We start from the raw sequence: 21,922 nt of genomic DNA, 5'->3' as shown, positions 1-21,922 counted from the left end.
GGACGACGGCGCGCCTACCGTCGCGCATCCGACGGCGAGGCCCCAGCTGGGCCCCGACCCGGCCGATCCCGCGGCGGGGGCCGAGCCCGGATACCAGGCCTACTCGCGGGCGATCCAGATGGACAAGCCGCGGGCGCAGGTCCCGCCGGAGTCCGTGGTCTCGGTACCCGTGTCAGGTGCGCCGGCAAAGCGCGGCTCGGCCGGCCGGAACCTGGTCGTCACCCTGGTGGCGATCGCCTCGGTGATGGCACTGGTGTTGGCCATCCTGCTGGTCGCGGTGCTCAACCCGAACAAGCAGTCGGCCGGCTCGGGCGTTGCCCCGCAGTCGGACGCGGCGCAGCCGCAGTTCAAAGTGGGTGACTGCCTCTACGGCGTCGACACGGACACCCCCCGGGTAGGCGACTGCGCGAACGGCGGGTCGCCGTACCGCGTGGTCCAGGTCATTCCGGCCGGCAAGAGCTGCCGGCCGGATCAGCCGTCCATCCCCTACGGCAAGGTCTACTGCCTCACGCCCAACCTGAACATCAACTACTGCTATTCGGCGCAGCCGCTGCGACAGGGTGGGTGGATCCAGATCGCACCATGCGCCCGACCGGGAACGGTGACGGTGGTATCGGTGGTGCCGGGCCGCAAGGACGACAAGCTGTGCCGCGGGGCGTGGACCAACTCGTACTTCTACTCGGACCCGGCGCTCACTGTGTGCGTCCGGGAGTACTGAGAATTCGGGCGCGGGTCAGCGCCGGGAGGCGGTCGCTACAGAGCGCGCCCGCGGCGGCTACGGGCCGGCGGGTAGCAGGACGCCCTGCGCAGTGGCGTCCACCCATACCCGGCTACCGACGGCGCCCCCCGCGCTGCTGCGGGTGAGCACCGTGAGATCGGTGCCGTCGCCGTCGGTGCGGACGTGCACCCGCGACGTGGCGCCCTCGTACACCACCGATTCCACGGTCGCGGGTATCCCGTGTGCCGTGGGTTCGTCGGTGATCGTGAGCTGCTCGGGCCGCAGCAGGTAGAGATAGCGGCCGTCGGCCGCGCCGGTCGCCCCATCCGGCGGAGTTCCCTCCGACGCGCTTCCCGCCCCTGGCACCGCGCACTGGACGCGCCCGCCGGTCACCGTCGCGGGCAACAGGTTCGCGACCCCGAGGAAGCGGGCGGTGGCCGCGTCGGCGGGTCGCTCGTACAGCTCGCGCGGGGCGCCGGCGGCGACGAGCCGTCCCTCGTGCAGCACCGCGACCTGGTCCGCCATCGACAGCGCCTCGTCTCGGTCGTGGGTGACCACGACGGCCGTCGCGCCGGCCGTCCGGAGGACCCGGGCTATCTCGACCCGCAGGCTCGCGCGCAGCGCGGCGTCGAGCGACGAGAACGGCTCGTCGAGCAGAACGACCGACGGGCGCGGCGCGAGGGCCCGGGCCAGCGCGACCCGCTGGCGCTGGCCGCCGGAGAGCTGGTGCGGGAAGCGCCGTTCGAGACCCGTGAGTCCGAGCAACTCGAGGAGTTCGTCGACCCGGTCCGTGGATGCGGAGCCCCTCCTCGTGTCCCGGCGACGGAGGCCGAAACCGACGTTGGCCCGCACTCTCAGGTGCGGGAACAGCGCGCCGTCCTGGGGCACGTAACCGATACCGCGGCGCTGCGCAGCGACGACCGTGCTGCCGTCGTCGACCACGGTCCCGCCGATCGAGATCCGGCCTGCGTCGAGCCGCTCGAACCCGGCGATGGCGCGCAGCAACGTCGTCTTGCCGCTCCCGGAGCGGCCGAGGATGGCCGTGATCGTCGACTCGGGCACCTCCAGGTCCACACCCCGCAGTACCGGCGTCGCACCGTACGACTTGTGCACGCCGGATACGTCTATCGCGCTCATCGGCTCAGAACCTCCTCCCGGGCCCCCTCGGGGCCGCCCACCTCTGTCGACGGTGCACGGTGCACCCGCGGGCCGCGGTCGAACCACAGCCCCAGCAACGCCCCCGGGATCACCGAGACCACCACGATCACCAGCGCATAAGGAGCGGCCGCGCCGTAGCTGCTCTCGGTCTGGAACGCCCAGAACTGGGTCGCCAGTGTCTCGACTCCCAGCGGAGCGAGCAGCAACGTCGTCGTCAGTTCCGTTGTGGCGGTGACGAACACCATGCAGAAGCCGGCGATCAGTCCGGGGCCGATCAGCGGCAGCGTGATCCGGGCGAAGACGTACAGATTGCCGCGCCCGAGCGAGTGCGCCACCTCGATGAGTTGCGGCGGGAGCTGGGCCACCGTGGCCTGCACGCAGACCAGCCCCAGCGGGAAGAACAGGATCACGTACGCGGCGACCACGAGGTAGGGGGTCTCGTACACCGGGGTGAGATAGTTGATCGCGAGGTACACGAGGCTCAGGGCCACGATCACGCCTGGGAGCGCGCGGGTGATGTAGGCCCCCACCGATACCGCGGTAGACCACCGGGACGGGTAGCGCACCGCGAGTACGGCGACCGGGACCGCCAGGAGCACTACGCCGAGTCCACCCATTGCGCAGTACCCGAACGTCGACTCAGTGGCCACGGAGAGGGTCGCGACCGCCGGCAGAGTGGTGTGTTGGCTCTGCCGCATCCAGTAGACGAGAACCCCTACCGGGGCCGCCACGCCGAGCCCGACGAGCACCGTGAACAGCACCGTCACGGGCACGGCCCGCCACCGACTGCGCCCCCGGACCTCGGTGCGGGAGCCGACCTGCAACGCCGCCTGGCGACGGGGGATCGCCATGTCGAGCCCGATGAACAGCAGTCCCAGCACCAGCAGCGGCACGGACAACGCCGCCGCAGCGGCGGGGTCGAACTGGAACTCGGTGAAGATCTCCGTGGTGAGCGTGTGGTATCGCACAGCCTCGAAGGCGCCGTACTCCGAGATCACCGTCAGCACGGCGAGCAGTGTCCCGCCGGCGACCGCGCCACGCACCGCCGGGATCGTCACCCGAGCGAAGGTGGCGACGGGACCGAGGCCGAGTCCGCGCGCCACCTCCTCGAGCGCCGAGTCGCTGCGCCGGAGCGCGGCCGAGACCGGTAGGAAGACCAGCGGATACGTCGACAGCACCATGATCGCCGTCGCCGCGAGCAACGGGTTCATGGTCGGTAGCAGTGAGTGCCAGGAGAAGCCGACCACGAAGTCGGGCATCGCCATCGGCAACACCAGCAGCACGGACCACAGGCGGCGCAGCGGCACGCCGGACCGCTCGATCGCGAGTGCTGCGGCCGTGCCGATCACGGCGGCGCCGACCGCGACCGTCGCGGACAAGGCCACGGTGTCGGCCAGCAGCGAATACGACCGCGCGCGGAACAGGACGGTGCGGACCTCGTGCCATCCCGCGTGCTGCGCGTCCAGCACCACCGCCAGGAGCGGCGAGATCAAGCAGAGGGCGATCGCGCAGCCGACGACAGTGAACACGACTCGGCCGCCCCCCGCACGCATGACGTAGCGGAGGGCGGCTGGGCCGCGAGCGTGGTGATCGCTCAGAGCAACTGCACCTGCTGCAGCAGCGCCTTCGCGTCCTCACCGGTGCCGAGGTCGGCGACGGTGAAGTCGGCGGGAGCGAGCGTGTTCAGCGGCGGTAGCTGCGGGTTCGCCGCGATGCCGGCGGCGAGCGGGTACTCGAAGCTGTTGCTGGTGGCCAGCACCGTCTGGCCCGCCTCGCTGGTGAGGAACTTCAGGAACTTCTCGGCGGCCGCCTGGTTCTTGCTGGACTTGAGGATCGCCGCACCTGAGACGTCCTCCACAAAGCCCGGGTCGTGGGGCGCGAAGAAGGCGAAGTTCGAGTTCACCTTGTTCTGGCCCACCTCGGCCCGGAGGCGGTAGAAGTAGTAGTGGTTGACCACGCCCAGATCGGTGTTGCCCTGGCTGACGTCTGCCGCAAGGTTCTCGTTCGACGGGACGTTGTCGTTGCTGCCCGCGTTGGCCTTGAGTCCCTGCAGCCAGGCGATCGTCTTGGCCTTGCCGTACGTGTGCAGCACCGAGCTGACGACGGGCCAGAAGTCGGTCTCGGCCGGAGCGATCTCGATCCGCCCCTTCCACGCCGGATCCGCGAGGTCCATGATCGACTTCGGCAGCTGGGCGGCGGTCAGCTTGGAGGTGTTGTAGATCAAGCCGCTGATCCGCGCCGACACTCCCACCCAGTCGCCGGTCGCGGCGCTGTCCTGCTTGGGCACCGCGGCGAGTGTGGCCGAGTCCACCTTCGCCAGCAGGCCCTTCTGGTCGAGCTGCTCGAGCCACGGCGAGTTCTCGGTGTAGAACACGTCGGCGGGCGACTTCGAGCCCTCCTGCTCGATCTTGGCGGTCAGGGTGTCCTCGTCATCACTGTCGATGTTGACTTTGATCCCGGTCTGCTGGGTGAACGCGGCGACCATCGCCTGCGTGGTCTGCTGGTGCTGCGCGCTGTACAGGGTCAGCTCGCCACCGCCGGAGCCCGACGAACTCGACGAGCCGCACGCCGAGGTGACTGCGAGGGCGAGGGTCACGACCACCGCCGCACCGACTGACCGGCTGCGGCGCGCGCTCGAGGTGGTCCGGATCATGGGCTCTCCTTGAGATTGTGCGGGTTTGGACTTCATGCGAAGAGCGTCTCGCCGACCCAGTGGCCGGGACCGGACGCACCCGGTGGGATGGCGAACACGGCGCTGGCCGTGTGCGTGGTGAACTGGTTGAGGGCGTCGTTGATGGCGAGTTTGGAGTTGATGGCCACGAACGACTTCCGCGGATCCTGTTGGTAGCCCAGGAACAGCAGTCCGGCGTCGTACTCCAACGCCTGCCGCCACGGCGGCCACCGCTCCGTGAACTGAGTGGTCCCGTTGTTGTAGGCGAAGGCCCGACGGATCAGCACGGCACCGTCGTTCGTCTCGGGGGCGGCCAGGCGCACGTGCGCATCGACGGGAATCGCCGGCGCACCATCGCTGCCGCGGGTGTCGAGATCGAGCGCATCGAACTCGTCGCGCGCACCCAGCGGAGCGCCGGACACCTTCTGGCGTCCGATCACCTTCTCCTGGTCCCCGACCTGCAGCCGGTCCCAGTGCTCCAGCGACATCCGGATCCGCCGGTAGACCAGGTAGGTGCCGCCACGCATCCACGACTGACCGTCCGCCGGTGCCCACAGCGTCGAGTCCAGGTCGGCGGGCGGGTGCGCGTTCGAATTGATCGTGCCGTCCTTGAACCCCATGAGGTTTCGCGGCGTACCCGCCTTGTTGCTCGGCGAGTAGCCGATCTGCGTCCAGCGCAGCGCGGCCACATCCGGCGAAATCCTGGCGATCGACCGGACGGCGTGGAAGACCACCTGCAGGTCGTCCCCACACGCCTGGAGGAACAGGTCACCGTCGCTCTGCGCGGGATCCAACTCATCACCCGCGAAGTGCGGCAGCTCGACGAGTTCCTCGGGCATCCGGCTCGCGATGCCGTAGCGGTCCTTTCCTTCGCTGAGGAACAACCCCCGCCCGAAGCCGATAGTGACCGTCAGCCGGCTCGGACCGACCTGCCACGCCTCCAGGGAGTCCGACGTCGTGGAGATCTGTGTGGTGTTCGAGTAGGAGTCGCTCACGTCCTTCGGCGTGTAGATCGGCACGGTCGTCGAGTCCCCGTGCGCGAGGGAGGCGGCCAGAGCCGTCCACCGGCGCAACACCTCCACGACCTCGTCGCGCGACGTGGTGTGCAGGTCGAAGGACGCGATGACGGTGTTCTGCTGGGTGTCCGTCACCACGCCCCCCTGGTGGGCACCGTAGAACGGAACGGTGTCTCCGCCGCCGTCATGGTGCTCGGCGACGTGGTCGGCGACCGCACCCACCGCACCACCGACCACCGCCGCGCCGCCGAGGAACAGGCCGCGACGCAGCACATCGCGTCGTGACGGTCCCGGCGAGCCCGCGATGTCTTCGGCCATCAGTGGAGCAGAGAAAGCGTGTTGGTGTCGTCGTTCACGAACAGGATCCCGTCCTTCGTCTGGTTCACAACCAAGTCGAACAGGTCGCCGTTGCCCGGCGGGTCCTGAGCCACGTCCTCGTTCGCGAAGTACTCGCCGACCTGCTTGCCGGCGGGCGTCACCTCGACGATCTTGCCGTTGGTGGCGTTCGCCACCAGCAGATCCCCGTTGGGGGCGAGCGCGATACCCAGCGGGTTGGCGAGCTGGCCGCCGGAGCTGAGTGTGGTGCCGGCACCGGCCGAGTCCGTCCGGGTCAGGGCGTTGTCGACGGTCGCCACCCGGTTGCCCAGGTTATCGCCGATGTAGAGCTTCCCGGACGGGTCGAGCGCGAGCCCCGTCGGTCCCTTGACGAACGCCGAGGCGTCCTCGCGCTCGGGAAGCGAGTCGGCGACGACGGTGTGCGCCGTGACCGTCGGGGCGGTGGTGGGGGTCTGGTGCAGGCTCAGGCGCACGACGTCACCCTTGTTCACCTGCGCTCCGTTCGCCGCCTTCACCCCGTTGAGCGTGTTGGTGACGAACAGCGTCGCCGTGTCGCCCTGGTCGTCGACGGCGGCGTCCCACGGTCCGTTCAGATAGTCACCCGTGAGGGTGCCGGCGACCTGTCCCGTGGGCGTGAGCTCGATGAGGCAGCCGGGCGCGGACGTGTCGATCTTGCCATCGGTGCTGGGGAGGCTGCCGACGATCACCCAGCCGTCCTTGAGCACCACCATGGCGGTCGTCAGGCCCACGCCACCGGTGCAGCCGGGCAGGTTCGCCGGCAACGAGGCGAACACGGTGACCGACTTGTCCGGGTGCACGTCCACGATGGTCGTTCCCGTGCCCTGATTGTTCGATTTGTTGTTGAAGTTGTCCACGAGCACGTCACCGGAGTGCAGGGAGCCCATATCGGCCGAGACCGGCCAGATCGCATACGGGTTGACGTCGCCGTTCGCGGGCGTGGTGGACGCGAGAGTGGTCACCGTCGTCTTGCCGAGAAGGAACGAACCGGGCGCAGGATCGAGCCGCGTCTTCGCCTGAGCATCCGCGGCGGAGTACTGCGCATTGTTGATCGACTGCGCGGCGCCGGTGGCCAATCCCGCCGGCTCGCTGTTGGAACTGCTACTGCCACAGGCGGTTACGGACAGCGCGACCGCCAGGCCACCCACGGCCAGTGCGGCCGGAATGCCCCGATTCCGTCGGGTAGCGCCGGTATGCACACTGCGCCGGTAAATCGACATGCGAGGCGACTCCATCCAGTTGAACAGAAAAGAACTGAGGGAACGCTAGCCAAAGTTTCGGCAGACGGTCAACACAACCAGAGCCGTTCCGGGATAAAACGGATATTCCTACCGTGTAGCAGGGAGATTCCTGTACGCATCAGTCGCAAATCGGCTTTACCGGGAGATTGATATTCCGATCACGATACGATGCGAGACCGCCCCGGGAACGGGTCGGGGCACACCACACGACGGCGGCTCGCTACGCTGGGCGAGTGAGTGTGCCCGCGCACAGGAGTCGGGTAGCGACGGCCCGGAGCGTCCACGTCGAGCACTTCGCCGCGGCGGCACGGCCGTGATCACCAGCGCCGGGCTGCTGCTGTACCGGTTCGCCGGCGGACCCGACGGTGCCGGCGGCCTCGAGGTGCTGCTGGCCCACATGGGCGGGCCGTTCTGGCGCACCAGGGACGAGCACGCGTGGTCGATACCGAAGGGCGAGTACACATCCGCCCTCGACGGTGCCGCGGGCGAAGACCCGCTCGCGGCGGCCGAGCGCGAGTTCGCCGAGGAGCTCGGCTCCCCCGCACCGTCGGGCCCGACGGTGCCGCTCGGCTCGGTGCGGCAGAGCGGAAAGACCGTCACCATGTTCGCCCGGCCGGGCGACTTCGACGCCACGTCGATCGTCTCCAACACCTTCACGCTCGAGTGGCCGCCGCGGTCTGGACGCGTCGCCGAGTTCCCGGAGGTCGACCGCGCGGAGTGGTTCGATCCGGACACCGCACGGGCGAAGCTGGTGAAGGCGCAGGCGGCGTTCCTGGACCGGCTGGTCGAGGCGGTGGGCGGGCAGGGCCCGGCGTGAGGCCGACTCTGCGGCGCTCCGCCGGGCCGGATTCGCGCCCCGATGAGCGTAAACCTTCCATCCTGCGGGGACGGACGACAAGATCGAGGGGCATTGCGGGTATGGCCGAGAGGTGAGGCACCGGCCTGCAAAGCCGTTCACGCGGGTTCGAGTCCCGCTACTCGCTCCACATCACGATGCCCGCGGTGACCGCCGCGGGCATCGTCGTGCGACGGTGACGATTTCACCGCAGAACCTCGTCTACCGTCCCAGCGACTATCGCCTTATCACGGAATCCGACCCGCATGGCCGATAGGAACGCCTTGCCTCAGATTTCGCTCAGAGGGGGACATGAGCGGGGCTGTCTCGGGATCGGTGCGGGGTCGTTCCCGTCCAGGTCGTGTAGGCGCGGATGAAGGACGCGGCGTCGGTGTACCCCAGCCGGTGTGCCACGGTGCCGACCTGCATGCCTTCGCTCAGCAACTGCACAGCCGTCTTTTTTCGCACCTCCGAGAGAAGCGTCCGGTAGCTGGTGCCGGCAGTGGACAACCTCCGTCGGAGGGTGCGTGTGCTCATGTGGTATTCGTCGGCGAGTTCGTCGATGGTCGGCACACCGTCGTCGAAGGTACTCAGGCGTTCTCGGACCTGCTCGATGAAGTTGTGTGTCTCACCTCTACGCAGGGCGGCGATGGTTCGGCATTGGTTTGCACATCGCTCGTGCATCACGGCGTCAGCTTGCGGTAGTGGCGTGCCCAAGATTGCCATGGGAAGCCTTCCGCTTGTTTCGGATGCGCCGAATTCAGGTTCAATCCCCCATATTCGAATGTAGCGTTCGGAATCGTCGGGCCGGGGAATGGCGAGTCGAAGGGACGTCAGTAGGACTCCGCCGGGGATCAAGTCGCCGACGAATGTCAGCAGCGCGGTGATATCACGTTCGAGCAAGAGGTCCCTCAGGTCCGGAGGAAGTGAATCGTCGCGCACCGAGAACGTGACCTGGTCCCCGTCGAACCCGACCTCGGGAATACAGAAGCCGAAGGTGAGGTCGACATAGGGGAGCGCGAAGAGCATGGCTTCTCCCAGCGTCGCGCTGGTCAGGCATCCGTAGCCGAGCGGTCCGAACGTCGTGAGGCGGTACCTGCGCCCCAGATCGAGCCCCAGTCCTGCCCGGTCGGGCAGGAGACGTCGAAGGTTCCGCAGCACGGTGAGCTCCTGAGTCGGTGTCACGGTGAAGCCGGGATCGTCGAGGTGGTCAGCGCGAAGCGAGGTATCTGCCAGAAGGTCGACGACGGCGAGTCCGCGCTCCAGGCCGAGCTGGACGATGACGGCCACCCCCGTGCCGGAGCGGGGGAAGTCGTGGGGCGCCTTGGCTGCGCGCTCGTTGCCGGTGGGAGTCGAGACCATGCGGGAGTCTATCCCGCCGCGCGCCCGTCTGGCCGAAAACATCAATCAGTTGGCCGAATGCATCAGTCGTTCCCGCTTCGATGGACGTAAGGTTCGTGCCCAGCCCTACCACATCGCAATGGAGAAAGTCCGGTGAAGAAGAGCGCGTCGTTCAGCCTTGCAATGTTTCTGATCGTTATCGTGGGAGGACTCCTGTATATTGCCGGCCCCCTGCTCCACTACGATCCGTTCAGGCGATTCGTGTCGGTGTCGATGGTTCTGCGGAACACGGATCAGGTCGTGCCCGGGACGAGTGTTCTACTCCGGGGCGTGAAGGTCGGCGAAGTCGGCGATATCGACCAGGTCAGCGGCGGCGTCCGGGCACGTCTGCGAATCGACTCTGCTTACGAGATCCCTGCGATCACCGCGGTGAAGATCGAGCAGTTGTCTGCCGTCGGGGAACCGTACATCGATTTCCTCCCCGACTCGTTGGCCGGCCCCTATCTATCGAACGGTCAAACGATCGACACTGCACAGGTGAGCACCCCGCTGGCGATTCCGGAGGTCTTCCAGCGGATAGCGGGCTTCTCGGGAGGCATAGACTCCAAGGCACTCGGGGGTGTCGCGACAACCGTATGGCAGGCCACGCGCAACACCGATGCTGCGCTACCCAACCTGAGCACTGCCGGTCAACTGCTGTCGGAGATGCTAGCAGCGCGAATGCCCGGGCTCCGCAGGATGTTCGCGAACACCCAGCGCTACCAGTCCGACATGGAGTGGCTGCCGCAGGCGCTCGCGCAGTTCGGTCCGAGTGCAGCAAAGCCCTTGGACGCCCTCGCAAAGCTGTTCCCGCGACTCGACCAGGTCATGCGTGAGGCCGACCTTCCGTACCAGGTCACGAGAACGATCAACCCGTATCTCGGCAGACTGCCCACGTACACGAACCGGCTCCTTCCCGACCTCGGCGCGATAGTCGGCCCGCTCGCTCCCGTCGCCCGCGCCATCGATGGCGTTCTGCCTCAGCTCGACGTCTCCGAGCTGCTGGTACAGGCGTTGAACACCTTCGGCAGTGGCGGTGTGAACCTCACAGTCACGGTCCCGACCAGGTGACCGCGCTGATCCGTGCGGTTCCCCGGCATGTCATCGGCCTCGGACATACCGGCTGGTGCGGCGTGCCGCCGGGCTCGCCGATCGACTGCCGTCAAGAGACGTCGAGTTGCGCCCACTCAGTTCCGCTGGCGCCGCGGTCCGCATGTTCCGACCACCCGCGGCCGAGTCGCCCCAGAACCTTCCGGGACTGCTATGGATTCACGGCGGCGGGTACCTGATAGGCCCCGCGAGCGTCGACGACGCCTCTGCCGACGCTTCGCAGCCGCCACCGGCGCTCTCATGATGTCGGTCGACTACCGGCTCGCCCCGGAGCACCCGTACCCTGCGGCGCTGGACGGCTGTCTGGAGGCGTATCACCTACTCCCGAGCATGCCCGAGGTGGAGACCGACCGGATCGCCGTCGGCGGTGCGAGCGCGGGGTGGCGGGCTTGCCGCACAACCGACCCACCGGATCGCCGAACGCAACATCCCACCCGCAGCGCTGCGGCTCCTGGTGTATCCGATGCTCGACCCCTATGCCTCCTACAGCAGCCGCGACGACCGAAGAGCGCGGATCTGGGACTCGCGATCGAACTCCTTCGCGTAGCGCTGCTACCTGAACGGGACCCCCTGGGCTCCCCTGAACGTGGAACCGCGCAACACAGCGATCCTGCCGCGGACATGGATCGGAATCGGGACACGCGCCGGAATTTCGAAGGTTCCGCCGACATCGACACAGCTCACTGAGCGAATGCGCGTCAGTAGGCGGATGCCGGCCCGCCCGGCGCGATGCCGTGGTGGCGGGCGGCGACGTCCGGGTGCGCACGGGTGCGAGACTTCCACGCGTTCTGGCCGTACGTGGAGAAGATGGGGTTGGCCGGGTCGTCCTCGACACCGCGGGCGTGGTCGGCGATCTCGGCCGGGAGATCGAGCACGGGGACCTGCGCGTCGAGCGACGGGTTGAAGAAGTACGGGATCGACACGCGGTCGGTGCCCGGCGCAGGCGCCAGCACCCGGTGGCGGGTGGCGCGCAGGTAGCCGCGGGTCGCCACCTCGAGCAGCTCCCCGATGTTGACGATGAACGCGCCGGGCCGCGGCGGCGCGTCGATCCAGTCACCGTCGGCGCCCTCGACCTGCAGCCCCGCCGAGCCGGGCTCCACCAGCAGCAACGTCAAGACGCCCGAATCCTTATGCGCGCCAACGCCCTGCGGAGTCTCGTCACTGCCGGGGTACCGCACCACCTTGATCAGGGTCGCGGGCCGATCGGCGAATGCGGCATCGAAGGCGTCCTCGGGTGCGCCGAGCGCCGCGGCCCAGTGCGCCAGCAGCCGCCGCCCCAACGCGGACAGAGTGTGGTCCCATGCCTCGAACGCGGCGCGGAACTCCGGCAGAGCGGTCGGCCACAGGTTGGGGCCCTGCAGGTTCCAGAAGCCCTCGGCACCGTCGATCACCGGGCGCTCAGGCCCGATGTCCACCTGCTCGCGCCAGTCGACGGCCCCGTTGGTCAGCTCGCCGCCGAGCCGCGAGTAGCCCCGGAACTGGGGGCTGTCGCGCTGGCTGATCTCGTCCTTCGCCGCCGCGGGGAGCGCGAAGAACTCTCGGGCCACGCGCAGCACCCGCGCGGTGACCTCGTCTGGCACACCGTGACCGACCAGGTAGAAGAAGCCGGCGGTATGCGTCGCCCGCAGCAGGTCGGAACGGAAGCCGACGGGATCGATGTCCGCCGCGCCGAGGTCGAGAACGGGAAGCACGGTCCTCCAGTCTGCCGCACCCAGCGCGCGTGGAACGAGTTGCGCCCACCGGTGATTCGAATTCTTCCTAGCACACCTGCGGGTCGATGAGCAGCTTTCCGCCGCGCCGCTCGGCCGCGGGCGCCGCCACCAGGTCCCGCCCGAGCGGCCCACCCATGTGGTCGAACACGACGTCCGGGCCGTAGCGTCGGACTCGACGGCCACGACGATCGAGAGGACCGACCCGCACATGACGAGTGAAGAGGCGTCTCGGATCGCGCAGCTGATCGCCGCCGAGGAGAGCGCCGAGGCGCTGTTCGACGAGGTGACGACGCGCGGGCTGGTCGCGGCGGGCCGGACGGAGCTGGACGTGAGCGCCGCGATCCGGGAACTCGCCGCCGAACGGTTCGGCGTCACCCGCTACTGGCACAAGCGGATCGTGCGGGCAGGCGTGAACACCCTTGAGCCCTACCGGGAGAACCCGCCCGACCGGACGATCGAGCCCGACGACATCGTCTTCCTCGACTTCGGGCCGATCTTCGCGGAGTGGGAGGCCGACTTCGGCCGGACCTTCGTGCTGGGAGACGATCCGGAGAAGGCCGAGATCCGCGACTCGCTGGAACGGGTGTGGCTAGCGGGCCGGGCCGCGTTCGACGCCGATCCGGACATCACCGGAGACAGCCTGTACGAGGCCGTGTGCGACCTCGCCGCCGACGCGGGCCAGGTGTTCGGCGGCGAGATCGCCGGGCATCTGGTGGGCGACTTCCCCCACGAGCGCATCCCCGGCGACAAGGTGGCGTCGTACATCGCTCCGGGGTCACGCACGCGGCTACACGACCATCTCGTCGGCGGGCATCCGGCGCACTGGATCCTGGAGGTCCACCTGGTGGACAAGCGGCGTCGGTTCGGCGGATTCTTCGAGCAGCTGCTCGACATCCGGCGTGACGAACGCTGAAACCGGTACGGCCTACTGCCGCGAGCGCACGGTGGCGATGGGCAGGACCTCGATCTTCCGATCCGGTTCCGTGAGGACCGTGAGGAACCCGGGCTCGGCCTCGAGGACGTAGCCGTGGACCATGCCGGAGTCGGTGGTGATCGCCTCTTCGGGGACCCACGGGGTGGTGAGGACGCCCGCCAGGACGAGCAGAAGAACTCCGGCGATCAGCCGGGTCCGCCGGAACAGGAAGACCACCACCTCGCGGCGGCGGCCGTGGCGCCACATGAGGCGGGCCGCCACGACGACGCCTGCGAGCACCGCCGCTGCGACGGGTAACCACCAGTAGGTGAACGTGTGGATGAGGGAGATCGCCGACGCCGTCAGAACCGCGGTGACGAGCACTGTGTCGGCGACCGACCGATTCTTGTCGATCGGCCACACGAGGTGCAGTACCGCTATCGGAAGCGCCATCACCACCAGGGCCGCGGTGTACGCGGAATCGGCCATGAGTGTGCCGAGGATGATGGTCGCCACACCATCGATGTCTGTGACGGCCATGATCTCGGATGCGGTGCGCCAGTTCCAATCCGAGACCGCCAGCAACCGCAGCAGGAGGAACAGCACCGCGGCGCCGAGCCCGAGGGTCAACGACTGTCCTATCGCGAGAACGGCTTCGGCGCCTCCCTCCTCGGAGGCATCCTGCGGGCCGGTCGTCGCATCTGACGTATCCCCACTGCTCACGGGCTCAGTCTCGCCCAGATGTGGTGCGCGATCCAGCGCGTACGCCGCGTGCGGTGGCGCGTGTCTATGGCATCCACCGCACGACGGTCTCTCAGCGACGGTGCGCGGGCGGGCAAGACGGGCTGATAGCCTGCCGTGGACGGCGCCGACGGGACGCCGAGTCGTGGAACGTCCGCCCCAGCCGGGGTTCCATCGGCGAAGGGGACTCGCCCTCACTGTCGTTGAACGTCGTAGGCAATCTCTGAGCACCGCGCCGCCGGGGGCGAGGGTGTCGACAGGAGGCTTGCCATGACGAAAGACGGCGGTTTCAAGAAGGTGGTGCGGCAGCACGCTCAGGACACCGGTCAGCGCTACACCGAGGCACTGACCGACCTGGAAGGCATCGGCGGGCGAATGCACCACGAGCCCGCGGGTGCGCGTCTCCTCGCCCATCTCCACGATTGCTACGACATCGCGCCGGTCGCGGCGGCCAGGCTCAGCGTGCACAAAACCTACGTCTTCCGCATCGACCGTAAGGACGGTGACCCGTGGGTCGCACGGGCCTTTCCACCGGCCCGCCGCAGGGCAGCTGTCGAAGGTGACGCCGCGATCCTGCGGTTCCTGGAGCGACAGGGCTATCCCGCGGAGCGCCTCGCGGCGGAGGACGCGGTATCCGACTTCGACGGCAGCGCGGTCCTCGTGACCCGCTTCATCGAGGGTGGCCGGCTTCCCGACGGCGCACAGAAGTTCGCGATGATGGGCGACCTGCTGGGGCGGCTCCACGCGCTGCCCGACGGCGAGTCCGTCAGCCGACCAGGCGGAGCGACCGGTGAGGATCCCACCCGGGAGGGCGCCCCGCGCCACGACCTGCTGGCCGCCCTGGCATTCCTCGACGCCGTGGACACCAAGGTTCCGGCCTCCGAGCGCAAGCGATTCGAGCGGCTGCGGAACGAGGTCCGCTCGGCCGACGACGGCCACGGTCTTCCCGAGGCACTACTGCACGGAAACCTCCTCCACGCCCCCGATCACGCCATCCTGAGCGAGCACGGCCCAGTCGCGATCAACTGGAAGGCATCCGGTCGCGGACCGCGCATCGCCGACCTGGCCTATCTGATCTGGGGCACGGGATCGTGGAACCCGCGGCGGCCGAACCAGGAGCACATCGACGCTGCCGTGGGCACCTACCGCCGACACATCCAGCCGACCAACGACGAACTCGACCGGCTCGAGGCGGTCATGTACATCCGGACGCTCTACCTGACCTCCTTCGGTTACCGGCGTGCCGTCGCCAACGGCTCGCCATTCGACGAATGGGGCTTCATCGGACCACGGGACTACTTCAGCGCTACCGCAGCCGCGACCCGAGCCGCGTTCCGCCGGTAGGTCACGCATCCGGTCGGGCGCTGAGAGTCGGGGCGATATCGGCAGTCGGACGTGCTGCTCAGGTGGCGTCGTAGTCGGTGCGGTTCGCGAGGACCTCGTCCATGTGGCTCTGCGCCCAGTGTCTGAGGCCACGTGTCATGTCGTGGAGCGACAGGCCGAGGTCCGTCAGTCGGTACGAGACGGTGACGGGGACAGTCGGTGTCACGGAGCGGGTGAGTAGGCCGTCACGCTCCAGCGACCGCAGCGTCTGGGTCAGCATCTTCTGGCTGACCCCGGCCAGCAGGCGAGAGATCTCGGAGTAGCGCATCGCCCGTGGAGCGTGCGACGACGCGTCGGGGCGGCCGGAAGTGTCGCCCCCCAGCGCACACAGAACCAGCACGACCCACTTGTCGGAGATCCGGTCGAGCAGCTGTCGACTGGGACAGGCCGCCAGGAACGCGTTGTACTCGACCTTGGCCTGGGCTCGCTTCTGAGCGGCATTCGTCGTCGCCAACCTGATCACACCTCTCCCTGTGGGGGGTTACGCACTTATGGGTGCCTACTTCCGAAGAGGAAGTGACTCCCCGATCATGGTGCCCGGAGGCGGAACGCGCCACCCCGATCAAGGAGCAGAACACGCACGATGAACGCATCCTCTACCGCACTTCCCGGCGGCACCTGGGCTCTGGGCGACTCGACCGTGACACGGTTCGGTTACGGCGCGATGCAGCTCGCGGGCCCGTGGGTCATGGGGCCGCCCGCCGATCGCGAGGGCGCCCTGGCCGTACTACGCGAGGCGGTCGCGGCGGGTATCACTCACATCGACACCAGCGTCGCGTACGGACCGCGCGTCACCAATGCGCTGATCCACGAGGCGCTGCATCCCTACCAGGAGTCGTTGTTCATCGCCACCAAAGTGGGGGCGAACCGCGACGCGCAAGGCGGCTGGCCCACGGCCCGGCGACCCGAAGACCTGCACAAGCAGATCCACGAAACCCTCCAGACCCTCGGGGTCGAGACCCTCGATCTGGTCAACATGCGCATGGGCGATGCCCAAGGCCCCAAGCCCGGTTCGCTCACCGAGTCGTTCGAGACGCTCGTCGAGCTCCAGCGAAACGGTGTGGTCAGGCACCTCGGGGTCAGCAACGTCACGGCCGAGCAGGTCGCCGAGGCGCGCGGAATCGCCCCGATCGTGTGCGTGCAGAACGGCTACAACCTCGCCCACCGCCACGACGACGACCTGATCGACCGACTCGCCGCAGACGGCATCGCCTACGTGCCGTTCTTCCCGCTGGGAGGCTTCACGCCGCTTCAGTCCGAGGCACTGACGGCGGTCGCCGCTCGACTGGAGGCGATGCCGATGTCCGTCGCATTGGCCTGGCTGCTGCAGCGCTCGCCGAACATCCTGCTCATCCCCGGCACATCATCGACGGCGCATCTGCGCGAGAACATCGCCGGCGCCGGCCTCGCCCTCTCCGATGACGACGTGGCCGAGCTGGAGCGCATCGGCCGCTGAACGACTTACGCGTTACGCCCGCGGTGGGTGACGGACGGGGCACGTCGAGGTCTGCTCGATCGGTGGCCTCGACCGCCGGAAGATCAGGGGGGTGCCCCGGGAAGCGGGTCGGCCCCGGAAGCCTGCTCCGCCGGGCGCGGTCCGGTGATCGACTCGGCGGCTACCGCGTGCGCGCGACGCACCGCGATCAGTGCTTCGAGGTCGGCGCCTTGCTCCATCAGTGTCTCGGCGAGTTCGAGCTGGTCCACTACGTCGTGCACCTTCTGCGCGGTCCGTTCCTGCTCGGTTCGGGCGGCGCGCGCATCGACCTCTGCAGCCCGGTGTGCCTCGTCGACGGCCTGCTGGGCGGCGAACACTGCGTCGAGCCGGTAGCGGTTGACAATGCCTCCGTAGACCGGAAGACCCACGGTGAGTCCCAGCCACCACGGCCATGCGTCGGAGTGCGGTGCCGCTTGAAGAACCTCCCAGCTCATCGCGGCGGCGATCAGCGAGGCGCCGACTGCGATCCCGATCGCCGCACGGCGGGATGCCAGCTTCGCGCCCGCCACCCCGGTCGCCAAGTACGCGAAAAGCGCTGTCACCCATGTGGAATGGGCCAGCGGTAGCACCAGGGCACCGCTCGCCGCGAATAGCGCGACGATCGCCACCCGCTGCCACGAGGGCAGCGACGTCCACGGGAAGATCGAGGCGACGGCGCATGCCGACGACAACACCACCAGGGCCGTCGCGAGGGGACGCCACACGATCGGACTGGTATGCCACTGATCCGCAGTGATCGCGATGGTGGCCAGTACGAGTACCGACCGGACCAGCGAGTCCGGGAACCGTTCCACGCGCTGCGGGACCGATGTGGTCGTCGGGAGCGACGTGGTCATAGCGCCGCCACCTCCTCAGCGGGTTCGTCGACCGTGCCGGAACGTCGGGCGGCTAGCAGCGCGACGTAGCGGTGCGTGAAGTACGCCGGGATGCCCAGCCCGATCGCCTGATACGCGATCCGCACCACGGTCGGCGCCGAGAGGGCGTCGCACGCGTAGGCGGCGACGGCTACGGCGGTGAACGACGCCGACCACACCAGGGTGAGCACCATGTTCATGCGCAAGAAGACGGGCGAGTCCCACACCTCGCGCGGCGCTCTCCCGCGAGCGATCCCGGTCGTGAACGGCCGACGGACGGCCAGGCTCGCCCAGGCGACCAGCGCCAACCATACGGATGACAGCGCGCCGTCGTATCGCTCGGCACCCGAATGCATTTCGACGAAGGCGAACACGGTGAGCGCTGCGAAGTAGACCAGTGCGCCGATATCGAGGATCTGACCGTCGAAGCCGGCCCCCGCGCGGCGCTCCCGCCACAGTAGGCCGGCGCTGAGCAGGAGTGCAGCGAGTGCACCCCACTGCCAGCCGACCACCGACAGGACTGAGAACACGATCCAGGGTAGGAAACCTTTGAGGTACGTCATGACCGGACCTCTCCGCGGTCTTGGTGGCAGATGCCTCACGGCCGCTTCTCTACGACCGTACCCCGACGGGTCACTCCTCGGCGCCGCCCGCGCCAACGACACTGCACCCCAAGTTGATCGAGCTGCACGAATCCACCTTCGGCTGCCGGCCGTGGGTCGAAGTGCGGTCGCCTTGCACTACTGCACCGTCACGACCGAACTCGACGCCTTCTACCTCGGACTGCCTCGCACAGACCCCGCGAGGCGCTCTGATCCGTCGCGCTTGCGTTTCGGTCCCCTGGAACCGCCGTCTCGAAGGGGCTTCTACCTGCGGTGATTGTGGAGCCAACAGGACAACTATCGAACCCTCAGGGTCCACTTTGCCGGATGCTTCGTTCGTAGCCGTGGCCCACCTGCCGGCTCCGGACCACGCTGGCCACCATGACGATCACGCGCGAGGAGCTCCATGCGCTGGTCGATCGCGTACCGGCACAGGACCTCGATCGGGCTGCCAGCGCACTGTCCACATTGACCGACGGGAGTCCCGCTCGGCGACGTCCCCGTTCGTTAGCCTCAGCCTTTCATCGAATTCTCGACAGGGCCGCGTCGTTCATGAAGAAAGGTGCTCTGAGCTGGGGGAATACGGGTTACCACGCCACGTATTCGTCCCGACTCGAGGAACACCTTCCAGGTGAGTAAGTCTACGTCCTTCTACCCGACACCCGCGGTCGACACGGCCGGGACGCATATCGTCTCGCACGCGGGTGCGGTGGTGTTGCTGCGGACCGCGGAGAAGGCGGGTCTGACCTGCGGGTTGTCCGCCGGGACGCGGCCGTGGCGCAAACGATCGGCGGTGCACGATCCGGGGAAGACCCTGCTGGATCCGGCGGGTCGATCGCCGTGGGCGGGGACTGCCTGGCGGATCTGAATCAGCTCCGGGCCGAACCGGGTGTGTTCGGTGCCGTGGCGTCGGATCCGACCGTGTCCCGGCTGATCGGCTCGCTCGCCTCCGACCCGGCTCGGGCGTTGTCGGCGATCGCATCGGCGCGGGCTGTCGCCCGCTCTCGGGTGTGGGCGCCGGCCGGCGATACGGCACCCGATCACGGCGTCACCGCCGACGCGCCGTTGGTGATCGACCTGGACGCCACCCTGATCACCGCCCACAGTGAGAAAGCGGATGCTGCTCCGAACTTCAAGCGCGGGTTCGGGTTCCACCCGCTGTGCGCGTTCGCCGACCACGGCACCGGCGAACCCCTCGCCATCGTACTGCGGCCGGGGAACGCCGGATCGAACACCGCCGCCGACCACATCACCGTCCTCGGCCAGGCCCTCGCCCAGTTCCCCGGGGAGCCCGGGTACCGCGTAGGCCGGAAGGTACTGGTCCGCGCCGACGCCGGCGGCGGCACCCACGAATTCCTCACCCACCTCACCAGACGCCGCCTCACGTATTCGATCGGCTTCAGCCTCACCGACACGATCGTCGCCGCCGTCGACGCGGTGCCCGAGGCCGGCTGGATACCGGCGGTCGACGACGACACCGGCACGCTGCGGGACGGCGCCTGGGTGGCGGATGACCCACCTGGTGGACTTGAGTTCCTGGCCTGCCGGCGCGAGCGAGTACGGGATGGACTACGAGATCGGGCAATACATCGCCAGCAAGAAGGGCGAGCCGCTGCCGGGAAAGCCCAGGAACCGGATCACGGACGAACGCCTGGCACTGGTGGTCCGTAGGTCGAAGTCGCACAAGGCCGGAGCCCGCATATATGGCCGGGCGGAACGGGTCCAGGTCACGCGTGCAGTGCGCTACTCCGACGGCACGACCAGGAACATCGACTACGAGACGCTGGTGTTCCGGCCGGATCAGGTGGACCCGTTCAACGTCGCGAACGAGGGGCTGACGCCGTCGGCAAACACTGCGTCTCGCCTCACCGAGAATCAGCTGCGCGCCCTGCGCGCGTACGAGGCGTACACGGGCGACGGTGGCCTGACCCCCGACGGAGCTGGGCCGCAAGATCCTCGCCGAGGAGGGCGAGGACAACGCCATCCGGCCCGAAACGCTCTGGGAGGCGGTCAAGCGTCTTCACGCCCTCGACCTGGTGCTCGTCACCCACACCGCGAGGTATCGAAGTCGTACATCTGCGCGCCGAAGGGCTGGGACACACTCATCGAGACCGGGCAGATGTCCGCGGAGGCCGCGCAACCCCGCCGCGATCACATCAACACCGACGGCACCCCGAGGTTCGCCGCCGAGTACGACCGGATCGCGCGGGAGCTGTGCGAGACCTACGGCCAGGACGCCTTCCGGCGGCTCAACGCTCCCGCGAAGCGACCGTTCGACGCCGTGTGGCAGGCGTACCAACAGCAGCCGAACGGCACGCCCCTGGAGAGCATCGAAGCCCTCGGGCACGCCGAGATCGCGCCCGAGTACGCCGGCCTCACCGACAAGCCGGAGGATTGACCCGCAGTGCCGATAGGTATTGCGTTTATTTCGATTAGTCGGCAGACTGGCTACATGAGTACACCCACCGCACCCCGCAGAAAAGGAACATTCTTCCCTCCGACCGACGCCACCGACCTCGACGCCCTCATGGACCTGTCGAAGTTCCTCGATCACCACGAGGAGCCTGCCGCGCTCCTCGGCCCGGACGGGGACCAAATCCCCCTCCCACTAGAGGTCTACAACACGTTGACGCGGATCGTGGACGCCATGCGCGCCCACCGCGCGGTCGTTGTCGCTCCGATCGACCAGAAGCTCTCGACGCAGGAGGCCGCCGACTACCTCGGCATCAGCCGCCCCACCCTCATCAAACTGCTAGACAGCGGAAAGATCCCGCACGAGACCGTCGAAGGGAGCCGCCACCGGCGCGTGGAGCTTGGCGACCTGCTCGACTACCAATCGCAACGTGCGGTGGAGCGACGTAAGGCGTTGCGAACCCTCGTGGACGACGCAGAGGAGAGCGGCCTGTACGACGTGCCGGCCGAGGATTACCGCGAGGCCGTACGTGCCGCTCGCCACGAGATCGCCGAGGAGCACAAGGGGTAATGGCAGGGTTTCGCGTCGTGCTCGATGCATGTGTCTTGGTTCCGATCTACAGAGTCGATCTGCTCCTGACATTTGCCGAGCAACGCGCGTACTTTCCACTGTGGAGCGACCGCATCATGGACGAGACTGCGCGCGGCATCCACCGGGCGACGAAGGGGCGCGTCTCCGAGGAGCGGGCTCGTACTCGGGTCGACGCCATGAACGACGCCTTCGAGGACGCCTGCGTGGAAGGGTGGGAACCGCTCGAAGCGGCGATCACGGGTATGCCTGACCCTGACGATCGTCACGTTGTCGCGGCTGCCGTCAGGGGGCACGCGTCGGCCATCGTCACCGACAACACCAAGGACTTCCCGAAGGCCGTCCTGGAGCCGCTGGGGCTGCACACTCGCAGCTCCGACCGGTTCCTCTTGGACCTACTCCACCGAAATCCGGCGCGCGCGGTCGCGTGTGTGGCCCAAACCGCCGACAAACGCGGCCACCCGCCCGTGACCACCGAGACGTTCCTCGAAGCTCTCGCAGCCTCTGGCGCAAAGGGGTTTGTCCGAGAGATCACACCCTACTTCGAATCAGGGAGCTGAAACTCGTAGACCCCGGAGATATCTCCGGGGTCTACGAGTGCACGGGATACACGGCCCTTCCGCAATCAGAGTGCGTTGATGCGTTCGTGAAGCTGACCGGAGTGGATCAGGGACCGCAGGATGTAGTGGGTGAGGTTGCGGAAGCCGAGGGCGATGCCGCGGAGGTGTTCGAGGCGGC

At 68.1% G+C, this 21,922-nt stretch carries 22 protein-coding genes, 1 tRNA gene and 1 pseudogene; 12 read left to right on the top strand and 12 right to left on the bottom strand.

What is annotated here, in order from left to right; all coding sequences use genetic code 11:
- On the top strand, positions 1-718 hold a 718-nt coding region (locus ABD908_RS21190), incomplete at its 5' end, for a hypothetical protein (protein WP_344999713.1).
- Positions 719-775: 57 nt separating this feature from the next.
- On the opposite strand, the gene ABD908_RS21185 is transcribed toward ABD908_RS21190, so the two are convergent.
- From ABD908_RS21185 to ABD908_RS21165, 5 genes are all read right to left on the bottom strand, one after another.
- Positions 776-1,855 (bottom strand): ABC transporter ATP-binding protein, encoded by a 1,080-nt coding sequence (locus ABD908_RS21185; protein WP_344999711.1) that lies wholly within the window; start codon positions 1,853-1,855, stop codon positions 776-778.
- On the bottom strand, positions 1,852-3,405 hold the full coding sequence (locus tag ABD908_RS21180) for an ABC transporter permease (RefSeq protein WP_344999709.1): 1,554 nt from the start codon (positions 3,403-3,405) through the stop codon (positions 1,852-1,854). Before ABD908_RS21180 ends, ABD908_RS21185 begins: the two co-directional genes overlap by 4 nt.
- A 65-nt stretch (positions 3,406-3,470) precedes the next feature.
- Positions 3,471-4,529, bottom strand: coding sequence for an extracellular solute-binding protein (locus ABD908_RS21175; protein WP_344999707.1), 1,059 nt, complete (start codon positions 4,527-4,529; stop codon positions 3,471-3,473).
- A 32-nt stretch (positions 4,530-4,561) separates the two neighbouring features.
- Complete coding sequence (locus ABD908_RS21170; protein ID WP_344999705.1) at positions 4,562-5,881, bottom strand: Dyp-type peroxidase; 1,320 nt, start codon at positions 5,879-5,881, stop codon at positions 4,562-4,564.
- On the bottom strand, positions 5,881-7,116 hold the full coding sequence (locus tag ABD908_RS21165) for an NHL repeat-containing protein (protein WP_344999703.1): 1,236 nt from the start codon (positions 7,114-7,116) through the stop codon (positions 5,881-5,883). Before ABD908_RS21165 ends, ABD908_RS21170 begins: the two co-directional genes overlap by 1 nt.
- 355 nt (positions 7,117-7,471) lie before the next feature.
- Here ABD908_RS21165 and ABD908_RS21160 point away from each other — a divergent pair, with 355 nt between their 5' ends.
- Both ABD908_RS21160 and ABD908_RS21155 read left to right on the top strand, forming a co-directional pair.
- Entirely contained in the window at positions 7,472-7,975 is a 504-nt protein-coding gene (locus tag ABD908_RS21160; protein ID WP_344999701.1) for an NUDIX hydrolase, read from the top strand.
- Between the two features lie 95 nt (positions 7,976-8,070).
- Positions 8,071-8,144 (top strand) — tRNA-Cys (locus tag ABD908_RS21155).
- Positions 8,145-8,293: 149 nt separating this feature from the next.
- Here the strand turns inward: ABD908_RS21155 and ABD908_RS21150 are convergent.
- Positions 8,294-9,355: an AraC family transcriptional regulator gene (locus ABD908_RS21150; RefSeq protein ID WP_344999699.1), complete on the bottom strand. Its 1,062-nt coding sequence runs from the start codon at positions 9,353-9,355 to the stop codon at positions 8,294-8,296.
- Positions 9,356-9,487: 132 nt separating this feature from the next.
- Here ABD908_RS21150 and ABD908_RS21145 point away from each other — a divergent pair, with 132 nt between their 5' ends.
- Together ABD908_RS21145 and ABD908_RS21140 are read left to right on the top strand one after the other, a co-directional pair.
- Complete coding sequence (locus tag ABD908_RS21145; RefSeq protein ID WP_344999697.1) at positions 9,488-10,444, top strand: MlaD family protein; 957 nt, start codon at positions 9,488-9,490, stop codon at positions 10,442-10,444.
- A gap of 27 nt (positions 10,445-10,471) precedes the next feature.
- Positions 10,472-11,170, top strand: coding sequence for an alpha/beta hydrolase fold domain-containing protein (locus tag ABD908_RS21140; protein WP_344999695.1), 699 nt, complete (start codon positions 10,472-10,474; stop codon positions 11,168-11,170).
- 11 nt (positions 11,171-11,181) lie between these two features.
- Here ABD908_RS21140 and ABD908_RS21135 read toward each other — a convergent pair whose 3' ends face one another.
- Together ABD908_RS21135 and ABD908_RS21130 are read right to left on the bottom strand one after the other, a co-directional pair.
- Complete coding sequence (locus ABD908_RS21135) at positions 11,182-12,174, bottom strand: isopenicillin N synthase family dioxygenase (protein WP_344999693.1); 993 nt, start codon at positions 12,172-12,174, stop codon at positions 11,182-11,184.
- Between the two features lie 67 nt (positions 12,175-12,241).
- Positions 12,242-12,403 carry a hypothetical protein gene (locus ABD908_RS21130; RefSeq protein WP_344999691.1) on the bottom strand — a complete coding sequence of 54 codons (162 nt, stop codon included), beginning with the start codon at positions 12,401-12,403 and terminating at the stop codon, positions 12,242-12,244.
- On the opposite strand from ABD908_RS21130, the gene ABD908_RS21125 reads away from it, so the two are divergent.
- Positions 12,404-13,108, top strand: coding sequence for a M24 family metallopeptidase (locus ABD908_RS21125; RefSeq protein ID WP_344999690.1), 705 nt, complete (start codon positions 12,404-12,406; stop codon positions 13,106-13,108).
- 12 nt (positions 13,109-13,120) lie between these two features.
- On the opposite strand, the gene ABD908_RS21120 is transcribed toward ABD908_RS21125, so the two are convergent.
- Complete coding sequence (locus ABD908_RS21120; RefSeq protein ID WP_344999688.1) at positions 13,121-13,831, bottom strand: hypothetical protein; 711 nt, start codon at positions 13,829-13,831, stop codon at positions 13,121-13,123.
- A 288-nt stretch (positions 13,832-14,119) separates the two neighbouring features.
- On the opposite strand from ABD908_RS21120, the gene ABD908_RS21115 reads away from it, so the two are divergent.
- A complete protein-coding gene (locus ABD908_RS21115; protein ID WP_344999686.1) occupies positions 14,120-15,193 on the top strand; it encodes a phosphotransferase enzyme family protein in 1,074 nt (357 codons plus the stop codon).
- A gap of 58 nt (positions 15,194-15,251) precedes the next feature.
- On the opposite strand, the gene ABD908_RS21110 is transcribed toward ABD908_RS21115, so the two are convergent.
- A complete protein-coding gene (locus tag ABD908_RS21110; RefSeq protein WP_344999684.1) occupies positions 15,252-15,686 on the bottom strand; it encodes a winged helix-turn-helix transcriptional regulator in 435 nt (144 codons plus the stop codon).
- Between the two features lie 129 nt (positions 15,687-15,815).
- Here ABD908_RS21110 and ABD908_RS21105 point away from each other — a divergent pair, with 129 nt between their 5' ends.
- A complete protein-coding gene (locus ABD908_RS21105) occupies positions 15,816-16,688 on the top strand; it encodes an aldo/keto reductase family oxidoreductase (RefSeq protein ID WP_344999682.1) in 873 nt (290 codons plus the stop codon).
- Positions 16,689-16,771: 83 nt separating this feature from the next.
- On the opposite strand, the gene ABD908_RS21100 is transcribed toward ABD908_RS21105, so the two are convergent.
- Both ABD908_RS21100 and ABD908_RS21095 read right to left on the bottom strand, forming a co-directional pair.
- Complete coding sequence (locus tag ABD908_RS21100) at positions 16,772-17,563, bottom strand: hypothetical protein (RefSeq protein WP_344999680.1); 792 nt, start codon at positions 17,561-17,563, stop codon at positions 16,772-16,774.
- The gene (locus ABD908_RS21095) at positions 17,560-18,144 is read right to left on the bottom strand and encodes a hypothetical protein (protein ID WP_344999678.1); all 585 of its coding nucleotides are present in this window, start codon (positions 18,142-18,144) and stop codon (positions 17,560-17,562) included. Before ABD908_RS21095 ends, ABD908_RS21100 begins: the two co-directional genes overlap by 4 nt.
- 670 nt (positions 18,145-18,814) lie before the next feature.
- On the opposite strand from ABD908_RS21095, the pseudogene ABD908_RS21090 reads away from it, so the two are divergent.
- The 4 genes and pseudogenes from ABD908_RS21090 to ABD908_RS21075 form a co-directional block, all read left to right on the top strand.
- Positions 18,815-19,726 (top strand): annotated as a pseudogene (locus ABD908_RS21090) (IS1380 family transposase); the annotation flags it as partial.
- A gap of 21 nt (positions 19,727-19,747) precedes the next feature.
- Positions 19,748-20,581: a hypothetical protein gene (locus tag ABD908_RS21085; protein WP_344999715.1), complete on the top strand. Its 834-nt coding sequence runs from the start codon at positions 19,748-19,750 to the stop codon at positions 20,579-20,581.
- 54 nt (positions 20,582-20,635) lie between these two features.
- The gene (locus ABD908_RS21080; RefSeq protein ID WP_344999676.1) at positions 20,636-21,166 is read left to right on the top strand and encodes a helix-turn-helix domain-containing protein; all 531 of its coding nucleotides are present in this window, start codon (positions 20,636-20,638) and stop codon (positions 21,164-21,166) included.
- Complete coding sequence (locus tag ABD908_RS21075; protein ID WP_344999674.1) at positions 21,166-21,744, top strand: PIN domain-containing protein; 579 nt, start codon at positions 21,166-21,168, stop codon at positions 21,742-21,744. Before ABD908_RS21080 ends, ABD908_RS21075 begins: the two co-directional genes overlap by 1 nt.
- The last annotated feature ends 178 nt before the right edge of the window (positions 21,745-21,922 follow it).

Origin of the sequence: Tsukamurella soli (genome assembly GCF_039541155.1) — a bacterium.
GTDB classification, from domain to species: domain Bacteria; phylum Actinomycetota; class Actinomycetes; order Mycobacteriales; family Mycobacteriaceae; genus Tsukamurella; species Tsukamurella soli.
The sequence above is the reverse complement of the archived record's forward strand: the minus strand, read 5'-3'. Positions and strand labels throughout refer to the sequence as shown.

What these genes read in the sequence shown, in the direction of transcription:
- ABD908_RS21185 (WP_344999711.1), bottom strand. Translation starts at nt 1,855, where the DNA reads ATGAGCGCGATAGACGTATCCGGCGTGCACAAGTCGTACGGTGCGACG.
- ABD908_RS21175 (WP_344999707.1), bottom strand. Translation starts at nt 4,529, where the DNA reads ATGATCCGGACCACCTCGAGCGCGCGCCGCAGCCGGTCAGTCGGTGCG.
- ABD908_RS21170 (WP_344999705.1), bottom strand. Translation starts at nt 5,881, where the DNA reads ATGGCCGAAGACATCGCGGGCTCGCCGGGACCGTCACGACGCGATGTG.
- ABD908_RS21150 (WP_344999699.1), bottom strand. Translation starts at nt 9,355, where the DNA reads ATGGTCTCGACTCCCACCGGCAACGAGCGCGCAGCCAAGGCGCCCCAC.
- ABD908_RS21140 (WP_344999695.1), top strand. Translation starts at nt 10,472, where the DNA reads ATGTCATCGGCCTCGGACATACCGGCTGGTGCGGCGTGCCGCCGGGCT.
- ABD908_RS21125 (WP_344999690.1), top strand. Translation starts at nt 12,404, where the DNA reads ATGACGAGTGAAGAGGCGTCTCGGATCGCGCAGCTGATCGCCGCCGAG.
- ABD908_RS21115 (WP_344999686.1), top strand. Translation starts at nt 14,120, where the DNA reads ATGACGAAAGACGGCGGTTTCAAGAAGGTGGTGCGGCAGCACGCTCAG.
- ABD908_RS21105 (WP_344999682.1), top strand. Translation starts at nt 15,816, where the DNA reads ATGAACGCATCCTCTACCGCACTTCCCGGCGGCACCTGGGCTCTGGGC.
- ABD908_RS21100 (WP_344999680.1), bottom strand. Translation starts at nt 17,563, where the DNA reads ATGACCACGTCGCTCCCGACGACCACATCGGTCCCGCAGCGCGTGGAA.
- ABD908_RS21095 (WP_344999678.1), bottom strand. Translation starts at nt 18,144, where the DNA reads ATGACGTACCTCAAAGGTTTCCTACCCTGGATCGTGTTCTCAGTCCTG.
- ABD908_RS21085 (WP_344999715.1), top strand. Translation starts at nt 19,748, where the DNA reads ATGGACTACGAGATCGGGCAATACATCGCCAGCAAGAAGGGCGAGCCG.
- ABD908_RS21080 (WP_344999676.1), top strand. Translation starts at nt 20,636, where the DNA reads ATGAGTACACCCACCGCACCCCGCAGAAAAGGAACATTCTTCCCTCCG.
- ABD908_RS21075 (WP_344999674.1), top strand. Translation starts at nt 21,166, where the DNA reads ATGGCAGGGTTTCGCGTCGTGCTCGATGCATGTGTCTTGGTTCCGATC.